This is a genomic window from Lacticaseibacillus sp. YLM2-1 (genome assembly GCF_056583465.1).
Genome location: NZ_CM152617.1, coordinates 440,533 through 456,994, shown reverse-complemented (window position 1 = coordinate 456,994; position 16,462 = coordinate 440,533). Strand labels below are relative to the sequence as shown.

Below are 16,462 nucleotides of genomic sequence, written 5' to 3'. Positions count from 1 at the left end.
TCTTTTTGCAAAACATGGTGTTGACAGATTGTTACAAAGGCCTTGTCATGGTTTAATATATATGTAACGAAAAAGAGCCGCTGGCGGGAACCAGCGACTCCATGATTCAACAATGCTGCTTAACCGGTGGCCTATAGTAAAATTAAGCCGTCACGATAAGCCTACCCAGCTAGCTCGTGACGGCTTTTTGGTATCACCGATCATTCAGCTTCAGAACCAAGGTAATCAGTCCGAGAATAAACAACCCGAACATGATCATAAGGCTCAAAGCTTCATAGATCGACATCGTGCTCCTCCTTTCAAAGAATTTTGTGATCTCTACAGTTCTAAAACCATAGCCACCACCTCCTTCTTAAGAAAGAGCCACCGTCGCGTAGCATTGTCGTTTCCAGTCTATCAGTCGCTATTAGCTCACGCCATATATACCATTTGTTATATATTAAAAAGAGACACTCATATGAAACATACTAATCCGTTGATTCATATCAGCAAGACATGATAGCATTTGAGCGTACCAAAAGCGTTGCTGGTGGGAGCAAGCGCTATGGTTCAACAATGCTACTTAACGGCAGCTCGTTTATTGAACTAAGTCGTCACGAGCCGAGCAAGCAGCAACCCAGTTTAAAGATAAGCCGTCACGGAGCTGTACAAGCTTTCCGTGGCGGCTTATTTATGTCTATCTACCTACTTCAACCTCCAACTTCTCTGGAAACTTCTTCATCTTCAAAAAGCACCGAAGCATCGTTTGTCTACCCATTCAACAAGCTGATCACATGCATCTTTTTCAATCCAGCCGTAGAATGAGCTCAATAACCAAAACGGAGGCAACTGACATGCTGAAAATTTTGTTCGACCATATGCACGGCTGGGCACGGGTAAGTTTTTTTCTCGCGCCGTTAGCGATCATGGGCGAAGCATTGCTTGACCTGCAACAACCGACCTTGATGGCTAGCATCGTGGACGTGGGATTGGCTAAGAAAGATATGACTTATGTTTGGCATACCGCTATTCTCATGGCAGTGATTGCTATTGCTGCGTTCGCTTTAGGTGCTATCTGTAACGCCTTCTCCTCCTATGCAGCCTTGAAAATGGGCCAAAACCTGCGGACTCATCTGCTGGCTATTTCACTGGCCGATCGCGATCCCCAAGCACTCAAACCCGAAACACTCATCACCCGCATCACAAACGATGTTACGCAAATGCAGACGCTGGTAAGCATGCTGACGCGCGGACTCGTTCGCTCGCCTATGCTGCTGTTCGGCGGCATTGTCATGTCGATTATCGTATCACCACGGCTGTCATGGATCATTTTGATTGCCTTACCCATTCTTGCCATCTATATCTACGTCATCGTTCGACGTTCGCTGCCACTTTACACGGCTATGCAAGGACAAGTTGACGTCATGAACCGGATTATGAGTGAAAACTTGACTGGCGCCAAAACGATCAAGGCGTACGTACTGGAAGACCACCAACTGACTCAATTCAACACTGAAAATCGCAACCTGCAGACGATTAGTCAACGCGCCGTTTTGGCAACGGTCACTTTGGCGCCACTGATCATGCTGGTACTTAATCTGGCAGTCGTTGCTGCACTGGCTTATGGCGGCAATCTAGCCATCAGCCGCACCATCACCACTGGCGAAATCATGGCGTTCGTCAATTACATGATTCAAATTACGACGGCGATGACCAATACCGTTAACCTCATCACGACCTTTTCACGGGCAATTACTTCTAGTGCACGCGTCAACGCCGTTTTGGCCGAAGAAGCAGGTACTGAGGCCAGTGGGACATTACCTGCCCCAGCTGGTAGCACCATCCAGTTTGAGCACGTGAACTTTGGTTTTTCGCAAAGTCGACCGATCCTTGATGACATCAATCTCACCGTTCCAAGCGGTCAGTGGCTGGGCATTATCGGCTCCACTGGTTCTGGCAAAACCACGCTGATCGCCTTATTAACCCGACTTTATGAGCATTATCAAGGCAATATCACGGTCGGTGGCACCGATATCCAACAAATCACCTTACCGGCTTTACACAAAAAAATCACGGTCGCCTTACAGGACTCACTGCTTTTTTCTGGCACTGTCGCGCATAATCTGAGTTATGGCGCGCCGCAAGCCACGCCGACACAATTAGCCAGCGGCGTTGCTATCGCTAGGGCAACTGAGTTTGTCGGGACTAATTATGATGCCCCCGTCGAAGAAGCTGGGAAAAACTTTTCTGGCGGTCAACGGCAACGTCTGAATCTTGCCCGCGCCATCATCCCCGATCCTGATATTCTGGTCATGGATGACGCTACCAGTGCTGTGGATCAGGAAACCAACACTGAGATTCAAGATGCCTTGGTTAAGGCTCGCCGCAACCGTACAACCATCATCATTTCGCAACGCGTCCCGAACATCATGGACTGTGATCAAATCATCGTCATGCAAAACGGGCAAATTACGGCTCGCGGAACGCATACCGAGTTGGTCAAAAGTTCGCCATTTTACGCGCAACTGGTTCAAACCCAACTGGGAGGTGACTACATTGATTAATCTCAACGGCAGACGCGGGCCACGTAATTTGCACCCCGAAAAAGTCACCTTAGTTGATTGGAAACAAACCGTGCGAAGGATTTGGGGCTATCTCGATACGGATCGCCGCAAGCTGCTGATCGTTTTTGGCCTCACATTATTCACAACGTTGGCCACCATTGTTGGCAACCGGGTCAATGGGATCGTGGTCGACCAGTTTATCACCAAAGGCCGTCTGCGCGAATTGTTCATTGTCAGCGGTTTGTTGGCTGGAATGTATTTTTTGAGCAGTATCTTCACGTATTTTCAAACAAGTATCACCACCAAAGTCGCACAACGCACTAGTGCTGCGATTAGGCACGACCTGTTTGCCAAAATGCAACGTTTACCGATGCGGTATTTTGATACGCATGATAACGGCGATATCATGAGCCGATTGACCAACGATGTCGACAACATCAACACCGCACTGATGCAAACTTTTGTACAGCTTTATACCGGCATTATCAGTGTTGTCGGTATGGGTATTGCCATGTTACTACTCAGCCCGCTACTAACCGGCATTGTCGTTCTGGCGTCTGTCGCGACTTTCTTTTACTCGCGAACCGCAGCACGCATCACCCAAAAAGCCTTCACGATTCAGCAACAAGAATTGGGCAGCTTGAACACCCAAATTGAAGAAAATGTTTCTGGTAAACAGTTGGTCCAGCTTTTCGATCATCAACAGGATACCATTGACCGTTTCAATGAAACCAATGCCCGCTACACTGCCGCAGCCTATCGCGCACAACTTTTCTCTGGGGTCATCGGTCCCTTCAACAATATGACCAATAATTTTGCCTACTTGCTGATCACATTTGCCGGTGCGCTTGCCATTCTTCGCGGTGGGACCAGTATCACAGTCGGTGTCATTTTCACCTTCCTGATCTATCTGCGCAACTTTACTGGGCCGATCAACAACATTCTGAACCTCATCAACACCTTGCAACTTTCCTTAGCCTCGGCCGAACGCGTTTTCCAAGTCGTCGATGCTGAGCCTGAAAAAGATGCCGCGAATGCCGTCGAGTTAGATCACACAGCGGGCAATGTTAAGTTCGATCACGTCTCCTTCGCCTATGACGGTAAAACCGAGGTGCTACACGATATTAGTTTCACTGCTCATCAAGGGGAAGTCGTCGCCATTGTCGGTCCGACTGGTGCAGGGAAAACAACCATTATGAACCTGCTCACCGATCTATACCCACTCACCAGCGGCAGCATTACCCTTGATGATCACGATGTCACCCAAATTACCTTTGCTAGTTTGCGGCGGCTCGTCACAGTTGTTCAGCAAGAATCGTTCCTTTTTACCGCAACCATTCGCGAAAATATTCGCATGGGTCGGCCAGACGCCACTGACGCCGAAGTCGAAACTGCCGCCAAAGCCGCAAATGCTGACGGCTTCATTAACCAACTGCCAGACGGTTACGACACTATGCTTAGCGAAAACGCTAGCCGCCTCTCGCAAGGCCAGCGGCAGCTCCTCAGCATTGCCCGCGCCTTCGCAGCCCAAGCACCCGTTCTCGTTCTTGATGAAGCGACCGCCTCCATCGACTCCAACACCGAAACTGATGTCCAGCATGCCATGAACCGCCTCATGCAACAGCGCACCAGCTTCGTGATCGCGCACCGCCTATCCACGATTCGCAATGCAAGCAAAATCCTCGTTATTGACCAAGGCAAACTCATCGAATCTGGTACCCATGAGCAACTGCTAGCGGCTGGTGGGTTCTATGCTAAGTTGTACAATAGCCCGTTGGCGGATATGGATAAGATGAAACGATAAACAAGCTTGCGTTCTAGAACTTAATGCTGCTTCAATAAAACAGCTTAAGTCAAAAACACTCCAGTAACAAAATCTATTGATGGAATTTTTCTGGCAAAGACACGATATAACACAAAAATGCTCATCTTCTAAGCCAAACTAGAAGATGAGCATTTTTCGTGAATTCGAACTCACTCGTATTGCTATTGAAGCTTGTACACCACTGCGCCAAATGGTGGTAATGTCAGTGTTTTCTTTAGTGAATCGGAAATTTCACTATTCCGAATCAACACATCCACATCCTTAGCTTGCAAGTCATCTGGCACTGACCATGTGCGTTCCTCACTTGAGAAGTTACCTGCCACCAGCAAAATCTCATGTTCCCCTTTGCGCAGGTAAATAAACAAGTTCGGATCATCAGGGGCAAGTAGTTCAAATACACCAGTGGTAATCAATGGCTCTTCATGTCGTAATTTAATCAGGTGTTGATAATAGTGGTAAACACCGTCACTATCTGCCAGATCCTTAGCCGCGTTAATCTGCTTGTGATCTGGATTTAGTCCCAGCCATGGTTGTCCGGTGGTGAAACCACCTTTTTCACTGCCATCCCAAGGCATCGGCGTACGAGCATTATCGCGCGAATGCAGATAAATGGCCTTCATGGCCGCCTCAGGACTTTCATGATGCTGTTGGGTGAGTTCTTTGAAAATGTTCTTGGTCTCAAGATCGTTATAATCGCTTAATTGATCAAAATGAACATTCTTCAGACCGAGTTCTTCGCCTTCAAAAATATAGGGGGTTCCTTGCAACATGTGCAACACCGTACCCAGCATTTTGGCTGATCGAATTCGATACTGGCCTTCATCTCCAAATCGTGTCACAGGCCGCGGCTGATCGTGGTTGCTCCAGTAAAGGCTGTTCCAGCCATCGACTTGCGCTAATGTGTTCTCCCAACGTGCCAAGACTTCTTTGAGATCAACTAATTTAAATCGATTTGTCGAGAACTTGCCATATTGGCCATAGTCAAGATGCATATGGTCAAAATGAAAAACCATATCCAACTCGTGACGATCTGCCGCCGTGTATAATTGCGCCTGCTGTGCCGTTGTATGGGGCGTCTCGCCAACCGTCATGATATTGTAGTGCGACAACACTTGCTCGTGCATTTCCTGCAGGTAATCATGAACCTTTGGGCCATTTGCCGCTCCGGCATAATAACTACCGTATGCCTTGCCTTGAATGAGCGGGCCATCTGGATAAGCCGGATCTTTAGAAATCAGTGATATGACATCCATCCGGAAGCCATAAACTCCCTTATCTAGCCAAAAGCGCATGAGATCATAAACTTCTTGGCGTACCTTAGGATTTTCCCAGTTGAGATCCGGTTGTTGCTTGGCAAAAAGATGCAGGTAATACTCGCCCAGATCTTTTTTGTATTCCCAAGCTGAACCGCCAAAGCTTGAGCCCCAATTATTAGGCTCATGATCGTCAACTGGCTTCTTCCAGATGTAGTAATCGTGATGCGGATCGCTCACTGATGATTTGGCGGCTTTGAACCACGGATGTTGATCAGACGTGTGATTCACAACCAAGTCCAAGATAATCTTTAGATGTCGATCATGTGCTGCCTGCAACAAGTGTTCAAAATCGGCCATTGTCCCTAATTGTGGTTCAACATCGCGATAATTCGAAATATCGTAGCCGTTATCAACCTGTGGTGATCGGTAAATCGGATTCAGCCAGAGCACATCTACGCCCAAATCGGCTAAATAATCCAATTTTTCAGTGATACCATTTAAGTCTCCAACGCCATCACCGTTACTATCATTGAAGCTTTTCGGATAAACCTGATAGACAACGCTTTTTTTCCACCATGGTATTTCATTCATCATCGTCATCTTCCTCAACTTGAATCTCGTTGACATTGACGATTGCATCTTTGGCCTCTTGAATCAGCGCATCAATTCGAGCATCGCTAATATACTGATCAGCCGGTTCCATCGCAACGCCAAGTGCAAGTGGCAGATTCATGCCGCTGATGATATGTGTATGCGGACGTGTGCGATATTTGAAGAACTTTTGATTAACGCTCCCTGCCGTCATATCCGTCAATACCACAACATCACGATCAGCTGGGAAAGCAGTCATAACCTCATCGACTTGCTTTTCAACCGGCTGATTGTCCAAATACGCTGCCAGCGTCACGATGTCTTGACCGCCGCCACTAATGAAATTCAATGTGTCTTTCAACCCTTCAGCGAGCCGATGATGTGACGCCAATACGATTGTGCGTTTCATGAATCTTCCTCCTCTAACCACGTTTACCAGACCAGAAACCTGCACCTAAGGACCTTATCCGCAATGACCAAAGGACGGTCATTTCAGGCCTAATCATTCAAAAGTATCTCCAAAAGTGCATCGCTCAGTGTTGCCGGTGCGAGACTGGCAACAGTTAATGCTGCTCTACTTGCTGGCATATCGTTAACGCTTTGCCACAACTGCTTTTTCAGATCAAACGCAACTTTAGCATGTTGCAGAATTGCAAAGATATGCTGCAGTTTAATTGCCTGTTGATCTTCGGCTTCTAAATCAAGTGTCAGTCGCTGATCAAATCGTCCTGAGAATGGTTTCATTGTGGTTTTAACGCCCACAATTTGTAATTGATAGGTCCGCTTCTCGGGAATGATGTGATTAGGATCAGTAACGGTCATCCCAAATGTACCGGCCACGGGATCCCAAGAAAATTTGGTTTGCGCTTTCCCAGCCGCTGTCTGTTCATGTAATACATAGGCATGTTGCTTGCCAGGGAAAAGCGTAACGGTCATAGCTTCAGGCAGATCATCAATGGCCGCCATAGCGTCATCAGCTAATGGCACGATGCCACCTGAGCGCACAAGAACCGGATACTGAAACTTGTTGCGATAGAACTTAACAACTGCCGGACCAGTATATTGCTGGTGGGTAAATAAATCGGTCCAGGTACCGGCTGGCACATAACCTTCTGCACTGGCTAAGCCCGTTGTGTCATCACTAGGCGTTGTGATCGGTACGACCAGCATTTCTGACCCGAAGAAGTACTCATTTTTGAACTGATAAGCTTCTTTTACTTCTGGATATCGATAATAAACAGGTTCAATCAATGGCATGCCTTGCTGATGTGTCAACACATCCGCCGTCGCCAGATAAGGGACAAGCTGAGCGCGCAATCGCATGAAACGTGTCATGCTCTTATCCGTTTCCAGATCATATTGCCATGGTTCCTTGCCCATAAACGGATTGTCCGAACTGTGCAACCGCATAATCGGACTGAAAACACCGAACTGCAGCCAGCGTAGTGACAATTCAGGATCATAGCTGCCGTGCATATGCCCGCCGATATCATGACTCCACCAGGTGTAGCCAATATTCGTGGCCGTTGCTGTGAAGTACGGTTGGAAAGTTAATGATCGCCAACTGGCAATGGAATCACCAGAAAACCCAATTGGATACCGGTGACTGCCAGGTCCAGCATAGCGTGACAAGATCAGCGCTTGATCCTTCTTTTCTTTCACCTGATCCAGAAAATGCAGCACGTTAAGCGACCATAATGGATCAATCTGCGCACGTGATCGTGCAGCACCCTGTTGCCAATCAAGCCACCAGAAATCAATCCCCTGTTTTTCAAGCGGATGATGAACTAAGTTAAAGTAAGCTTGAATAAATTTTCGATTGTTTAAATCAAACAACACCGGCTGCTTAGAGGCTGGATCAATACCGACAGCCTCAGCAACTTCTGGATACTGCACTTCAGAAGGGCGGATACCAGCAGCCGGGTGCACATTGAGCGTGATATGTTTGCCTTGTGCGTGTAAGGTTGCCAATAATTTTTCTGGTTCCGGGAACAGCTTTTTATTCCAAGTATATCCAGTCCAACCGCTGCCATACTTCGTCGGAATATCTGTGACATGCCAGTTCATATCCAAGACAGCGACCGCTATTGGAATACCAGCTTTTTGGAAACGATCCATGAGCGCAAGGTAACTTTCTTGCGTATAAGGATAGAAGCGACTCCACCAATTACCTAACGCAAACCGTGGTACCATCGGCGGAAATCCAGTGAGCTGATAATAATCATACAAAGCCTTGCGATAGTCGTGACCGTATGCAAAGCCATAAAGATCAATTTCCTCAACAGGCCGATTCCTGATCGATGTGCCAGCTTGCAGCATACTGGTTGAGTCATCCAAAATAGTAAAACCGTCTTTGGACATAATCCCTGAATCCAGCGATACAGCACCATCTGCGCCATCTAACGTTCGGGCCGTTCCAAGCAAGTTCTTGACATCGGGATCACCGTAATGCCAACGCGGATAGTGCGTCTGAAAATTGTATTTTGTATCAATGAACAAGTTGGCACCGTTGAATTCACCACCGCGATAATAGAGGTGAAATGAATCTGTCTCGATTTGGACAGCAAAACCTTCTTGATCACGAGTCACCTGAAAATCCGGCTTGCCAAAATCGCGATTAACCACTGTTTGCGTCGTTGCATCTTCAAACTGACCGGCAGATTGATATTCCATGCGGATCATCTTATTTGTAATGACGGTAAACCGGTAATGATCCCCGCTGACTTGATTCTTCTGATTCAAAATATCAACCCCTCAATCTTTCATCATGATTACTTTGTTGGTTCAATCCCGAGAATACCAAAGAAGGAACCTACGAGTGCAATGGCTAAAATTAGGACAATGACACGATTAGGCGTCCATTTTTTCGAACCGAGCAACTTGTAAACCATCCAGGCAACCAAGGCAGGCAGCAAGGCAGGCATGATTTTGTCAAGAATACCTGTCTGCATCGCTAACTTAACTTTGCCAAACTGGAATTGTAGTGGTGTGTAAACTTTAACAACCGTTGCAATCAATGTACCGACAACGGTAATCCCCATCACGGAAGCAGCTTCTGTGAAAGCACTCAATTGGTTAGCCATGGTCGTAACCAGCTTAACCCCAGAATCATAACCGATGTCAAACAGCTTAATTCGAACCCAGAACAGCAAAATATCAACGAGAATCCAGATAATTGCACCTAGTGGATTGCCTTGGAGGGCCATATAACCGGCAATAGAACCCATGATCGTCGGTAACAGAATCCAGATGATCGTGTCACCAACGCCGGCAAATGGGCCCATCAGCGATGTCTTCAACGCCTGAACCGCATCTTTGGACTTAATGCCATCACGTTCTTCCATGGCCAGCGTTGCCCCTAAGATCATGCCAGCCATTGCAGTGGTCGTATTGAAGTATTTAAAATGATTGTCCAAAGCAGCGACATACTCATCATCATCGGGATAAATTTTCCGCAGAACCTTTGAAAATGCCCAAACAACGGATGGCCCCTGCTGCGTTTCGTAGTTAAAATTGTTGACGCCCATGGCCATGTAACGAAGGATGGCACTGTGTCGTTCTTTTTTAGTCAGCTTAGGTTGTGTCGCACTCGGCTGGTTGGTTGTTTGCTGTACATCACTCATCGTAATCGTCTCCTTCGTCATCATCATCTGAAGCATCAGCACCATTAGCTGTCGCCGCTTCCTTCTTCTTAGAAGCACTGATCAGGTTCTGATAGGTGTAAATTGCTAGTGCCAAACCAATGATCGCAACGCCAAGAATCGGCACTTTCAGATAAGCTGACATAACGAAACCGATCATAAGAACCCAGATATACTTCTTCAAAGGCATGTAATGCATCAGCATCCCAATACCAACAACTGGCAACATGCTACCTGCGATTGTCAAACCATTTGTAAGCCACTTAGGAATGATCTTGAGCAAGGCACTGATGGCAGAAGGTCCAACTGTGACAATCAAGATCATGGGAATAAAGTTCTTGAGGGCGAAGAACAACGGTCCAAGCCAGTTAATCATCCGCATTTTATTAAATTCTTTGGCATGCGCATATGCTTGTGCCTTGTGAGCAATGAAGTTGTTGACGATTTTAATTAAAACATCCAGTTGAATCGTCAACAGCCCGACTGGCAGTCCAACGGCAACCGCGGCTCCCAATCCTGCACCTGTCCGGGCTGACAAATAGATCCCAACGATGGTAGCTAAGCCGTAGTCAGGCACAGATGCGCCACCTAGGCCGGCAACCCCTAAACTCATTAATTGGAAAGTCCCGGCAATGGTCATGGCTGTCGGTAAATCACCCATAATCAATCCGGCAAAAAGTCCGACCGTCACCGGCCAGTAGTTCATAATCGTGATACCTTGATTATCAAGCGTTGCGTATGATGCCAAGAAAATGATCAGGATATCTTGCAAAATATGTGGCATGATGTTTCCTCCTCGCGCGTTCTTCAGCCAAGAACTCGCTGATTATTTAATGTCTTTGCCTGCAATGGCCTTATCAAATGGTTCGGGTGAATCAGCGGGTACATAGCGAATGTTCACAGGGACGCCGCGCTTTTCGAGTTCTTTAAAATCAGCAACTTCTTGTTGATTAACGGAAACAAATTTGCTGATCTGTGTCCGTCCGTCTTCTGCAAAAATGATACCGATATCGACACGCGGAATTTCGATGCCAGCGTCCAACAATTTCAACATGGTGCTGGGCTCCTTTGCGATAACGAATACCCGTTGGGCGTCATACTTACCAGCTTTAAAATTCGTCAAAGCTTTTTCAGTGTCGATGATGGACATTCCTGTGCCGGCTGGTTTGCTCAACCGCATGCTAGCTTTCACGTCTTCATCCTGACTAACAGCATCATCAATGACCATATAGCGCTTCGGCTGCACCTCAGCAGCCCATTGATTGACAACGATGCCATGAACTAAACGTTGATCTACTCGTGCTAATACGACTGTCATATTAATTTCCTCCATATTTTTGGTATTGATACCAATTTTGCTCAAAAAAGATTAAACCGACTGACGAACAACAACAGAAAGCGGTAAAACGACTTGTCTGGCTTCAACCGTTTTTTCTTCCAAGTCATCAGCGACCATATTAGCAATACGATCACCGATCTCATGTACTGGTTGATGAATGGTTGTTAACGGCCGCGCAACCACCTGACTCAGCGGTTGATCATCAAAGCCAAGAACAGCAAGTTCTTCAGGCACCTTCAATTGCATGGTCTGCGCTTCAGCAATCATGCCAGCGGCTGCTTGATCCGAGCCGGCGATCACAGCATCAGGACGATGCTTCATGACCATGATGCGCTGAAGAACATCTTGACCATCAGCAATGGTTCCAACATCTGTAAACTGCCATTCCACCGCTGGCTCCAAGTCGAATTCACGCAATGCCCGAAGATAGCCACGATAACGATCACTATTCAAATCTTCAAGTTTGTCATTGTATCGAATAGCTTGCTGCCCGGTGCAAAATGCTAGCTTGCGATAACCACGATTCAAGAGATATTTAGTACCCGCATACATACCGCCTTCCTGATCGGCACGCACCATCAAAACCTCAGGATCGGCAACGTATTCATTACAAATACCAATCAAACCGTATTGCCGATACTGCTTAATCAAATCCCAGTCATTCTCAATTGCGCACATAATCACAGCATCAACCTGGTTCGTCTTGAGAAATTCCAAGGCATTCAGTTCGTGACTTTTCTGACCGAATGTTTGCACAATGACTGTCTTATAGGATCGCTCATCGGCAGTGCGTTCAATCGCTGCAACGAGTTCTGAAAAAAACGGGTTCGTAATGTAAGGAACCGTCACGGCAATCGTCTGCGAGCCAGAACCACGCATTTGTCGAGCAGCTTGAAGCGGTGTGTAACCCAACTTCGCCATGGCATCGGCAACCAGGGCCGCTTTGCGCGGTGAAACATGTGGTTTGTGGTTAATGATCCGTGATACCGTTGAAACCGAAACCCCGGCTAACTTTGCCACTTCTGAAATCGTTGCCATTTTTCGCCGCTCCTCCGCATCTCCTTGATTACATGAATAATATAGCGCTTTCAGATTTCTTGTCAACGCTTTTTTGGTATCGATTTCAAAAACAAGCCAAATCAATTTTGTGAATTTCTTTTTAAAAGTGTGACATGACGTTAACCAATCCTTCACAAGTCACCACTGTCTTTGATAAAAATATTTTTCCATTGTTGTTCGTTGCGGTACGCTTAAGAAAACAAGAAAGGCAGGTCCATCATGCCCCACTACCAACTCACACAACAATCACGCTTCAAAAAGCACCTCAAGCAACTCCTCCAAGCTGGCCGCTTTACTCAGAACGACTTTGAACAAGTCACCAACTACCTGAAAACCGGCGACCCGCTGCCGGAAAAATACGACGATCATGTCATCAAAAGTCGCAAACCTGATCGCGCTTTGTTCATTAAAGGCAGCTGGTTGCTGATCTATCGGGTAGAAGATTTGACGGTACGGTTGCTGGATGTGGGGCGTCATGGTGACATTTGACGTTATTTTGGTCTACTGTCGACCAAAGTTAAGGCGCCTTCTTTTGACAACCAACAACAATTGGCAAGACGACAATCTTTCATGTTACTATGTGCTTGGAGTAAAGCACAAAATATCATTCGATGATCACTGCGGAGTGGTCATCCGCGTTATTGAAGGTCATTCGAACGGAAGCGACTTCCTTTGTTCAGGAAGTCGTTTTTATGTCCGGCCATTACCAGCAGCGTTTATTGGCCATTTCTCACCGTTTATTTCCCACATTGTCCCCTCCCACCCCGCTGTGCTAAGCTGGCATGAGGAAGGGGTGTGACTGCCATGTACCGTTTGATTGCGGTTGATTTGGATGACACATTATTAAATTCACATAAGCAGCTGTCACCCGCTACAATTAGCGGTTTAAAGACGGCGATTGCTGCCGGCATCAAGGTTGTGCCATGTACCGGACGACCTTTGCCCGGCGTTCATGCCACATTAAAGGCTTTGGGGCTAGAAGGCGACGATCAATATGTCATTGTTCAAGGTGGCGGCGTAGTGCAAAGTGCTAGCGGCAAAATCATTGCTGAAAAGTTTCTGAATCATCAGGATTATCAAGACTTTTCGACTTTTGCGGCTTCGGTCGCTAGCAACGGCATTGACAGCAACGTCTTGACGCCAGCCGGAGAGGTTTATACGGCAGATCGCAATATCAGTCGTTACACCGTTTTACAAGCATGGGAAAATACGGCCGGTATTAAGGTCCGTGAACCGCAAGAAATGCCAGAAGACTTCGTGATTGCAAAGGGCATGCTACTGGGCGAACCAGATAAGCTTGCCGCGATTCAACCCCAAGCCGAAACTGAATTTGGCAATCGTTTTACCGTCATTCGCAGTATGCCATTTATGCTGGAAATCATGCCCCATGGCGTCGATAAGGGCTGGGGCCTAGCGCAACTCACGCAACACCTCGGATTTTCAGCAGATGATGTCATTGCTTTTGGCGATGAACATAACGATCTCGATATGTTCGATTTCGCCGGGACAAGTGTTGCTATGGCTAACGGCCAGGACATTGTCAAAAAACGTGCTGATTTTATTACAGCAAGCAATGATGAAGATGGCGTGGTGAAGGCACTTAAGCACTTCGCGATTATCTAACCGTCAGGATGCCATGAGATTTCAATAAGCAAATGAATTGTCGCTGCAACTGAGATATTGAATCTTAGTGCAGCGGCTTTTTTCATGTCTTTGTGAACCATCAACGAGATTGCTTTTGACTGGGTAAAAATGTTCTACAAAAAAACGTGCACGATGCCACCTTTTTGAACATGATAGTTGCCACGATCCCTGTTAGGCAGCGTCGTGGCCAAAGCTCATCTGCATAAAGTTAGTCGTCTCTAAAAATAAATTGTTCAATAATTAATTGTCGTCTATCATTGACTATAGATTGGAACTATTCTAATATAGAGATAGAGCCGATGACGAAAAGTCGCGGTTACTACATAATTAGGAGGAATTTTTGTGGACAAGCCAAAGATCATTGTTGTAGGGGCATCACACGGCGGTCACCAAAGCGTCTTAGAACTGTTGCATCGTTATCCAGATGCAGACATTACGATGTTTGAAGCAGGTGATTTTGTTTCGTTCATGTCCTGCGGGATGGAACTATTCTTAGAAAATCAAGTAACCGATGTGAATGATGTTCGGAATTTTCGTCCAGACGATTTGATCAAGCGCGGCGCACATGTGTTAAACAACCATGAAGTGACGGCAATCAATGCTGATGTGAAATCCGTCACCGTTCGCGACACGAAGAACGGCACGACGCAGGATTATCCTTATGACAAATTAATTCTGAGCTCAGGCGTTCGCCCGAATTCCTTACCAGTGCCAGGCAACGATTTGAAGAATGTCTTCTTGATGCGTGGCTACGATTGGGCCACCAACATCAAGGCCAAGTTAGAAGATCCGGCGGTTAAGCACGTCACCATCATCGGTGCCGGTTATATCGGGATTGAAGCGGCTGAAGCCAGTCGTAAAGCTGGTAAACAAGTAACGTTGTTGGATATGATTGATCGCCCACTGGGTACCTATCTGGATCCAGAAATGACCGACATTCTGGCCAAGGAACTCACTGATAAAGGTGTTGAGCTCAAGCTTGGTGTCAAGATCGAAGCCTTCACAGGCGATGAAGCTGTTAGCGCCGTCAAAACGGATGCCGGTGACGTTAAAACCGATCTCGTGATTCAAGCAGCGGGTATCAATCCAGCAACGGAATGGCTCAAGGGCACCGTTAACCTTGATAAACGCGGCTTCATCAACACCGATCCTTATCTGCGGACCAATTTGCCAGACGTTTATGCTATCGGTGATGCCACTTTGGTTTACTCAATTCCAGCACAACAAAAGGTGCCGATTGCCTTGGCAACCGTTGCGCGGCGTGAAGCCCGTTACCTTGCCGAAAACATTTTTGCAGAAAATCCAGCACGGCCATTCAAGGGCGTCGTTGGTTCCAGTGCGTTGAGCGTTTTCGACTACCATTTTGCAGCTAGCGGCCTGAACACCTTCACAGCTAAACGGGCTGACGTTAACGTGCATACCGCTTTCTATACCGATTCACTGCGGCCAGACTATGTGCCAGAAGCTAACGGCAATCCACAAGTTTGCGTCAACTTAGTCTTTGACCCGCAAACTCATCGACTGTTAGGCGGTGCAGTATTGTCCACTTACGACGTGACTGCACAAGGCAACGTCTTGGCACTCGCCGTTCAACAACAATTAAGCCTTGAAGACTTGGCTGAAGCCGACTTCTTCTTCCAGCCAGGTTTTGATCGTCAATGGAGCTTGCTGAACTTGGCTGCGCAACACGCTTTAGGCGAACCGCGGTTCTAACCACTTTTAAAAAGACATTAGGCAAATGATGTCTTCATTTCAATCAGCCAGATAAACGATTAAGCTTCAAAAAGAGCCCTCTTGTGTCAGAATTCTGACACAAGAGGGCTCTTTAAGCATCTACCGCATTAATCATACTGTAGCAACCAGTTGTTTTTCACTATGCTGCGTTGGAAGTGTCACCTTCGCTTAACTGACCATCCAACAAAGTAAACGTGCGATCCGCAAACTTTTCTAAGCGAACATCATGGGTGACAACAACAATTGCCTTATCACGCTTATGTGCCAGATCAGCTAGCAGCTGTCCGACAACTGCCACACGCGGACTATCCAATGCGGCGGTTGGTTCGTCGGCCAACACGATGGCTGGATCGGGATACAAGGCTCGTGCAATTGCCACCCGTTGTGTTTGGCCGCCGGATAAGGAAGCCGGATATTGATTAACTAGGTCACCAATACCGAGATCATCCAGCAATTGATCAAGTTCCTCATGACTGAGGTTGTTTTTTGGCTTAATTTTGTCAACTAAAGTAAACTGCTCGCCAACCGTCAAATATGGGACGAGGTTATATGACTGAAGGACAAACCCGATCTTATCCAACCGCAAAGCATCACGTGCCTTGCCGGATAACTTATCAAGCTCCTGTCCAGCGGTTGTCACGACCCCTGATGTTGGGGTTTGAATGCCACCTGCAATGGTCAAAAACGTACTTTTTCCTGAACCAGACGGCCCAAGCACCAGTGAAAGACTGCCGGGTTCGGCACTGAAGCTAACATCTTTGAGGACTTCGACATCGCTGGTTGGCGTTTTAAAATTTTTAATGATGTGTTGTAATTCGATAGCTGACATA

14 protein-coding genes are annotated in these 16,462 nt (G+C 46.9%); 5 read left to right on the top strand and 9 right to left on the bottom strand.

Translation table 11 applies throughout. The features are described from left to right. Window positions 1–193: 193 nt before the first annotated feature. Window positions 194–286, bottom strand: a complete 93-nt coding sequence (locus AC07KQ_RS02180; RefSeq protein ID WP_011674107.1) for a putative holin-like toxin — start codon at window positions 284–286, stop codon at window positions 194–196. Between the two features lie 547 nt (window positions 287–833). On the opposite strand from AC07KQ_RS02180, the gene AC07KQ_RS02175 reads away from it, so the two are divergent. Then, window positions 834–2,543, top strand: a complete 1,710-nt coding sequence (locus AC07KQ_RS02175) for an ABC transporter ATP-binding protein (protein WP_003563398.1) — start codon at window positions 834–836, stop codon at window positions 2,541–2,543. Beyond that, a complete protein-coding gene (locus AC07KQ_RS02170) occupies window positions 2,536–4,347 on the top strand; it encodes an ABC transporter ATP-binding protein (protein WP_003563396.1) in 1,812 nt (603 codons plus the stop codon). Before AC07KQ_RS02175 ends, AC07KQ_RS02170 begins: the two co-directional genes overlap by 8 nt. Before the next feature lie 182 nt (window positions 4,348–4,529). On the opposite strand, the gene AC07KQ_RS02165 is transcribed toward AC07KQ_RS02170, so the two are convergent. The 7 genes from AC07KQ_RS02165 to AC07KQ_RS02135 form a co-directional block, all read right to left on the bottom strand. Then, a complete protein-coding gene (locus AC07KQ_RS02165; RefSeq protein WP_013245419.1) occupies window positions 4,530–6,215 on the bottom strand; it encodes a glycoside hydrolase family 13 protein in 1,686 nt (561 codons plus the stop codon). Beyond that, window positions 6,208–6,624: a PTS sugar transporter subunit IIA gene (locus AC07KQ_RS02160; RefSeq protein WP_003563393.1), complete on the bottom strand. Its 417-nt coding sequence runs from the start codon at window positions 6,622–6,624 to the stop codon at window positions 6,208–6,210. The genes AC07KQ_RS02165 and AC07KQ_RS02160 overlap by 8 nt, the downstream gene beginning before the upstream one ends. Before the next feature lie 89 nt (window positions 6,625–6,713). Then, complete coding sequence (locus AC07KQ_RS02155; protein WP_003563390.1) at window positions 6,714–8,957, bottom strand: glycoside hydrolase family 31 protein; 2,244 nt, start codon at window positions 8,955–8,957, stop codon at window positions 6,714–6,716. Between the two features lie 29 nt (window positions 8,958–8,986). Further along, entirely contained in the window at window positions 8,987–9,838 is an 852-nt protein-coding gene (locus tag AC07KQ_RS02150) for a PTS system mannose/fructose/sorbose family transporter subunit IID (protein ID WP_003568992.1), read from the bottom strand. Then, window positions 9,831–10,640, bottom strand: a complete 810-nt coding sequence (locus AC07KQ_RS02145) for a PTS mannose/fructose/sorbose/N-acetylgalactosamine transporter subunit IIC (RefSeq protein ID WP_003563386.1) — start codon at window positions 10,638–10,640, stop codon at window positions 9,831–9,833. Before AC07KQ_RS02145 ends, AC07KQ_RS02150 begins: the two co-directional genes overlap by 8 nt. Window positions 10,641–10,682: 42 nt before the next feature. Further along, complete coding sequence (locus AC07KQ_RS02140; RefSeq protein WP_003563385.1) at window positions 10,683–11,174, bottom strand: PTS sugar transporter subunit IIB; 492 nt, start codon at window positions 11,172–11,174, stop codon at window positions 10,683–10,685. A 51-nt stretch (window positions 11,175–11,225) separates the two neighbouring features. Next, window positions 11,226–12,233, bottom strand: a complete 1,008-nt coding sequence (locus AC07KQ_RS02135) for a LacI family DNA-binding transcriptional regulator (RefSeq protein ID WP_003563383.1) — start codon at window positions 12,231–12,233, stop codon at window positions 11,226–11,228. A gap of 240 nt (window positions 12,234–12,473) precedes the next feature. Between AC07KQ_RS02135 and AC07KQ_RS02130 the strand changes: the two genes are divergently transcribed. The 3 genes from AC07KQ_RS02130 to AC07KQ_RS02120 all read left to right on the top strand — a co-directional run bounded on the left by AC07KQ_RS02130 (window position 12,474) and on the right by AC07KQ_RS02120 (window position 15,611). Continuing rightward, entirely contained in the window at window positions 12,474–12,743 is a 270-nt protein-coding gene (locus AC07KQ_RS02130; protein ID WP_003563382.1) for a type II toxin-antitoxin system RelE/ParE family toxin, read from the top strand. A gap of 315 nt (window positions 12,744–13,058) precedes the next feature. After that, window positions 13,059–13,877 carry a Cof-type HAD-IIB family hydrolase gene (locus AC07KQ_RS02125; RefSeq protein ID WP_003659795.1) on the top strand — a complete coding sequence of 273 codons (819 nt, stop codon included), beginning with the start codon at window positions 13,059–13,061 and terminating at the stop codon, window positions 13,875–13,877. 363 nt (window positions 13,878–14,240) lie between these two features. Continuing rightward, window positions 14,241–15,611, top strand: coding sequence for an FAD-dependent oxidoreductase (locus AC07KQ_RS02120; protein WP_003563378.1), 1,371 nt, complete (start codon window positions 14,241–14,243; stop codon window positions 15,609–15,611). A gap of 160 nt (window positions 15,612–15,771) precedes the next feature. Here AC07KQ_RS02120 and AC07KQ_RS02115 read toward each other — a convergent pair whose 3' ends face one another. Further along, window positions 15,772–16,461 (bottom strand): ABC transporter ATP-binding protein, encoded by a 690-nt coding sequence (locus AC07KQ_RS02115; RefSeq protein ID WP_003563376.1) that lies wholly within the window; start codon window positions 16,459–16,461, stop codon window positions 15,772–15,774. Window position 16,462: the final 1 nt, after the last annotated feature.

Excerpts from the sequence above, each read along its gene's own strand:
- AC07KQ_RS02145 (WP_003563386.1), bottom strand. The coding sequence starts at position 10,640 with ATGCCACATATTTTGCAAGATATCCTGATCATTTTCTTGGCATCATAC.
- AC07KQ_RS02130 (WP_003563382.1), top strand. The coding sequence starts at position 12,474 with ATGCCCCACTACCAACTCACACAACAATCACGCTTCAAAAAGCACCTC.
- AC07KQ_RS02180 (WP_011674107.1), bottom strand. The coding sequence starts at position 286 with ATGTCGATCTATGAAGCTTTGAGCCTTATGATCATGTTCGGGTTGTTT.
- AC07KQ_RS02175 (WP_003563398.1), top strand. The coding sequence starts at position 834 with ATGCTGAAAATTTTGTTCGACCATATGCACGGCTGGGCACGGGTAAGT.
- AC07KQ_RS02165 (WP_013245419.1), bottom strand. The coding sequence starts at position 6,215 with ATGAATGAAATACCATGGTGGAAAAAAAGCGTTGTCTATCAGGTTTAT.
- AC07KQ_RS02135 (WP_003563383.1), bottom strand. The coding sequence starts at position 12,233 with ATGGCAACGATTTCAGAAGTGGCAAAGTTAGCCGGGGTTTCGGTTTCA.
- AC07KQ_RS02150 (WP_003568992.1), bottom strand. The coding sequence starts at position 9,838 with ATGAGTGATGTACAGCAAACAACCAACCAGCCGAGTGCGACACAACCT.
- AC07KQ_RS02160 (WP_003563393.1), bottom strand. The coding sequence starts at position 6,624 with ATGAAACGCACAATCGTATTGGCGTCACATCATCGGCTCGCTGAAGGG.
- AC07KQ_RS02140 (WP_003563385.1), bottom strand. The coding sequence starts at position 11,174 with ATGACAGTCGTATTAGCACGAGTAGATCAACGTTTAGTTCATGGCATC.
- AC07KQ_RS02115 (WP_003563376.1), bottom strand. The coding sequence starts at position 16,461 with ATGTCAGCTATCGAATTACAACACATCATTAAAAATTTTAAAACGCCA.
- AC07KQ_RS02125 (WP_003659795.1), top strand. The coding sequence starts at position 13,059 with ATGTACCGTTTGATTGCGGTTGATTTGGATGACACATTATTAAATTCA.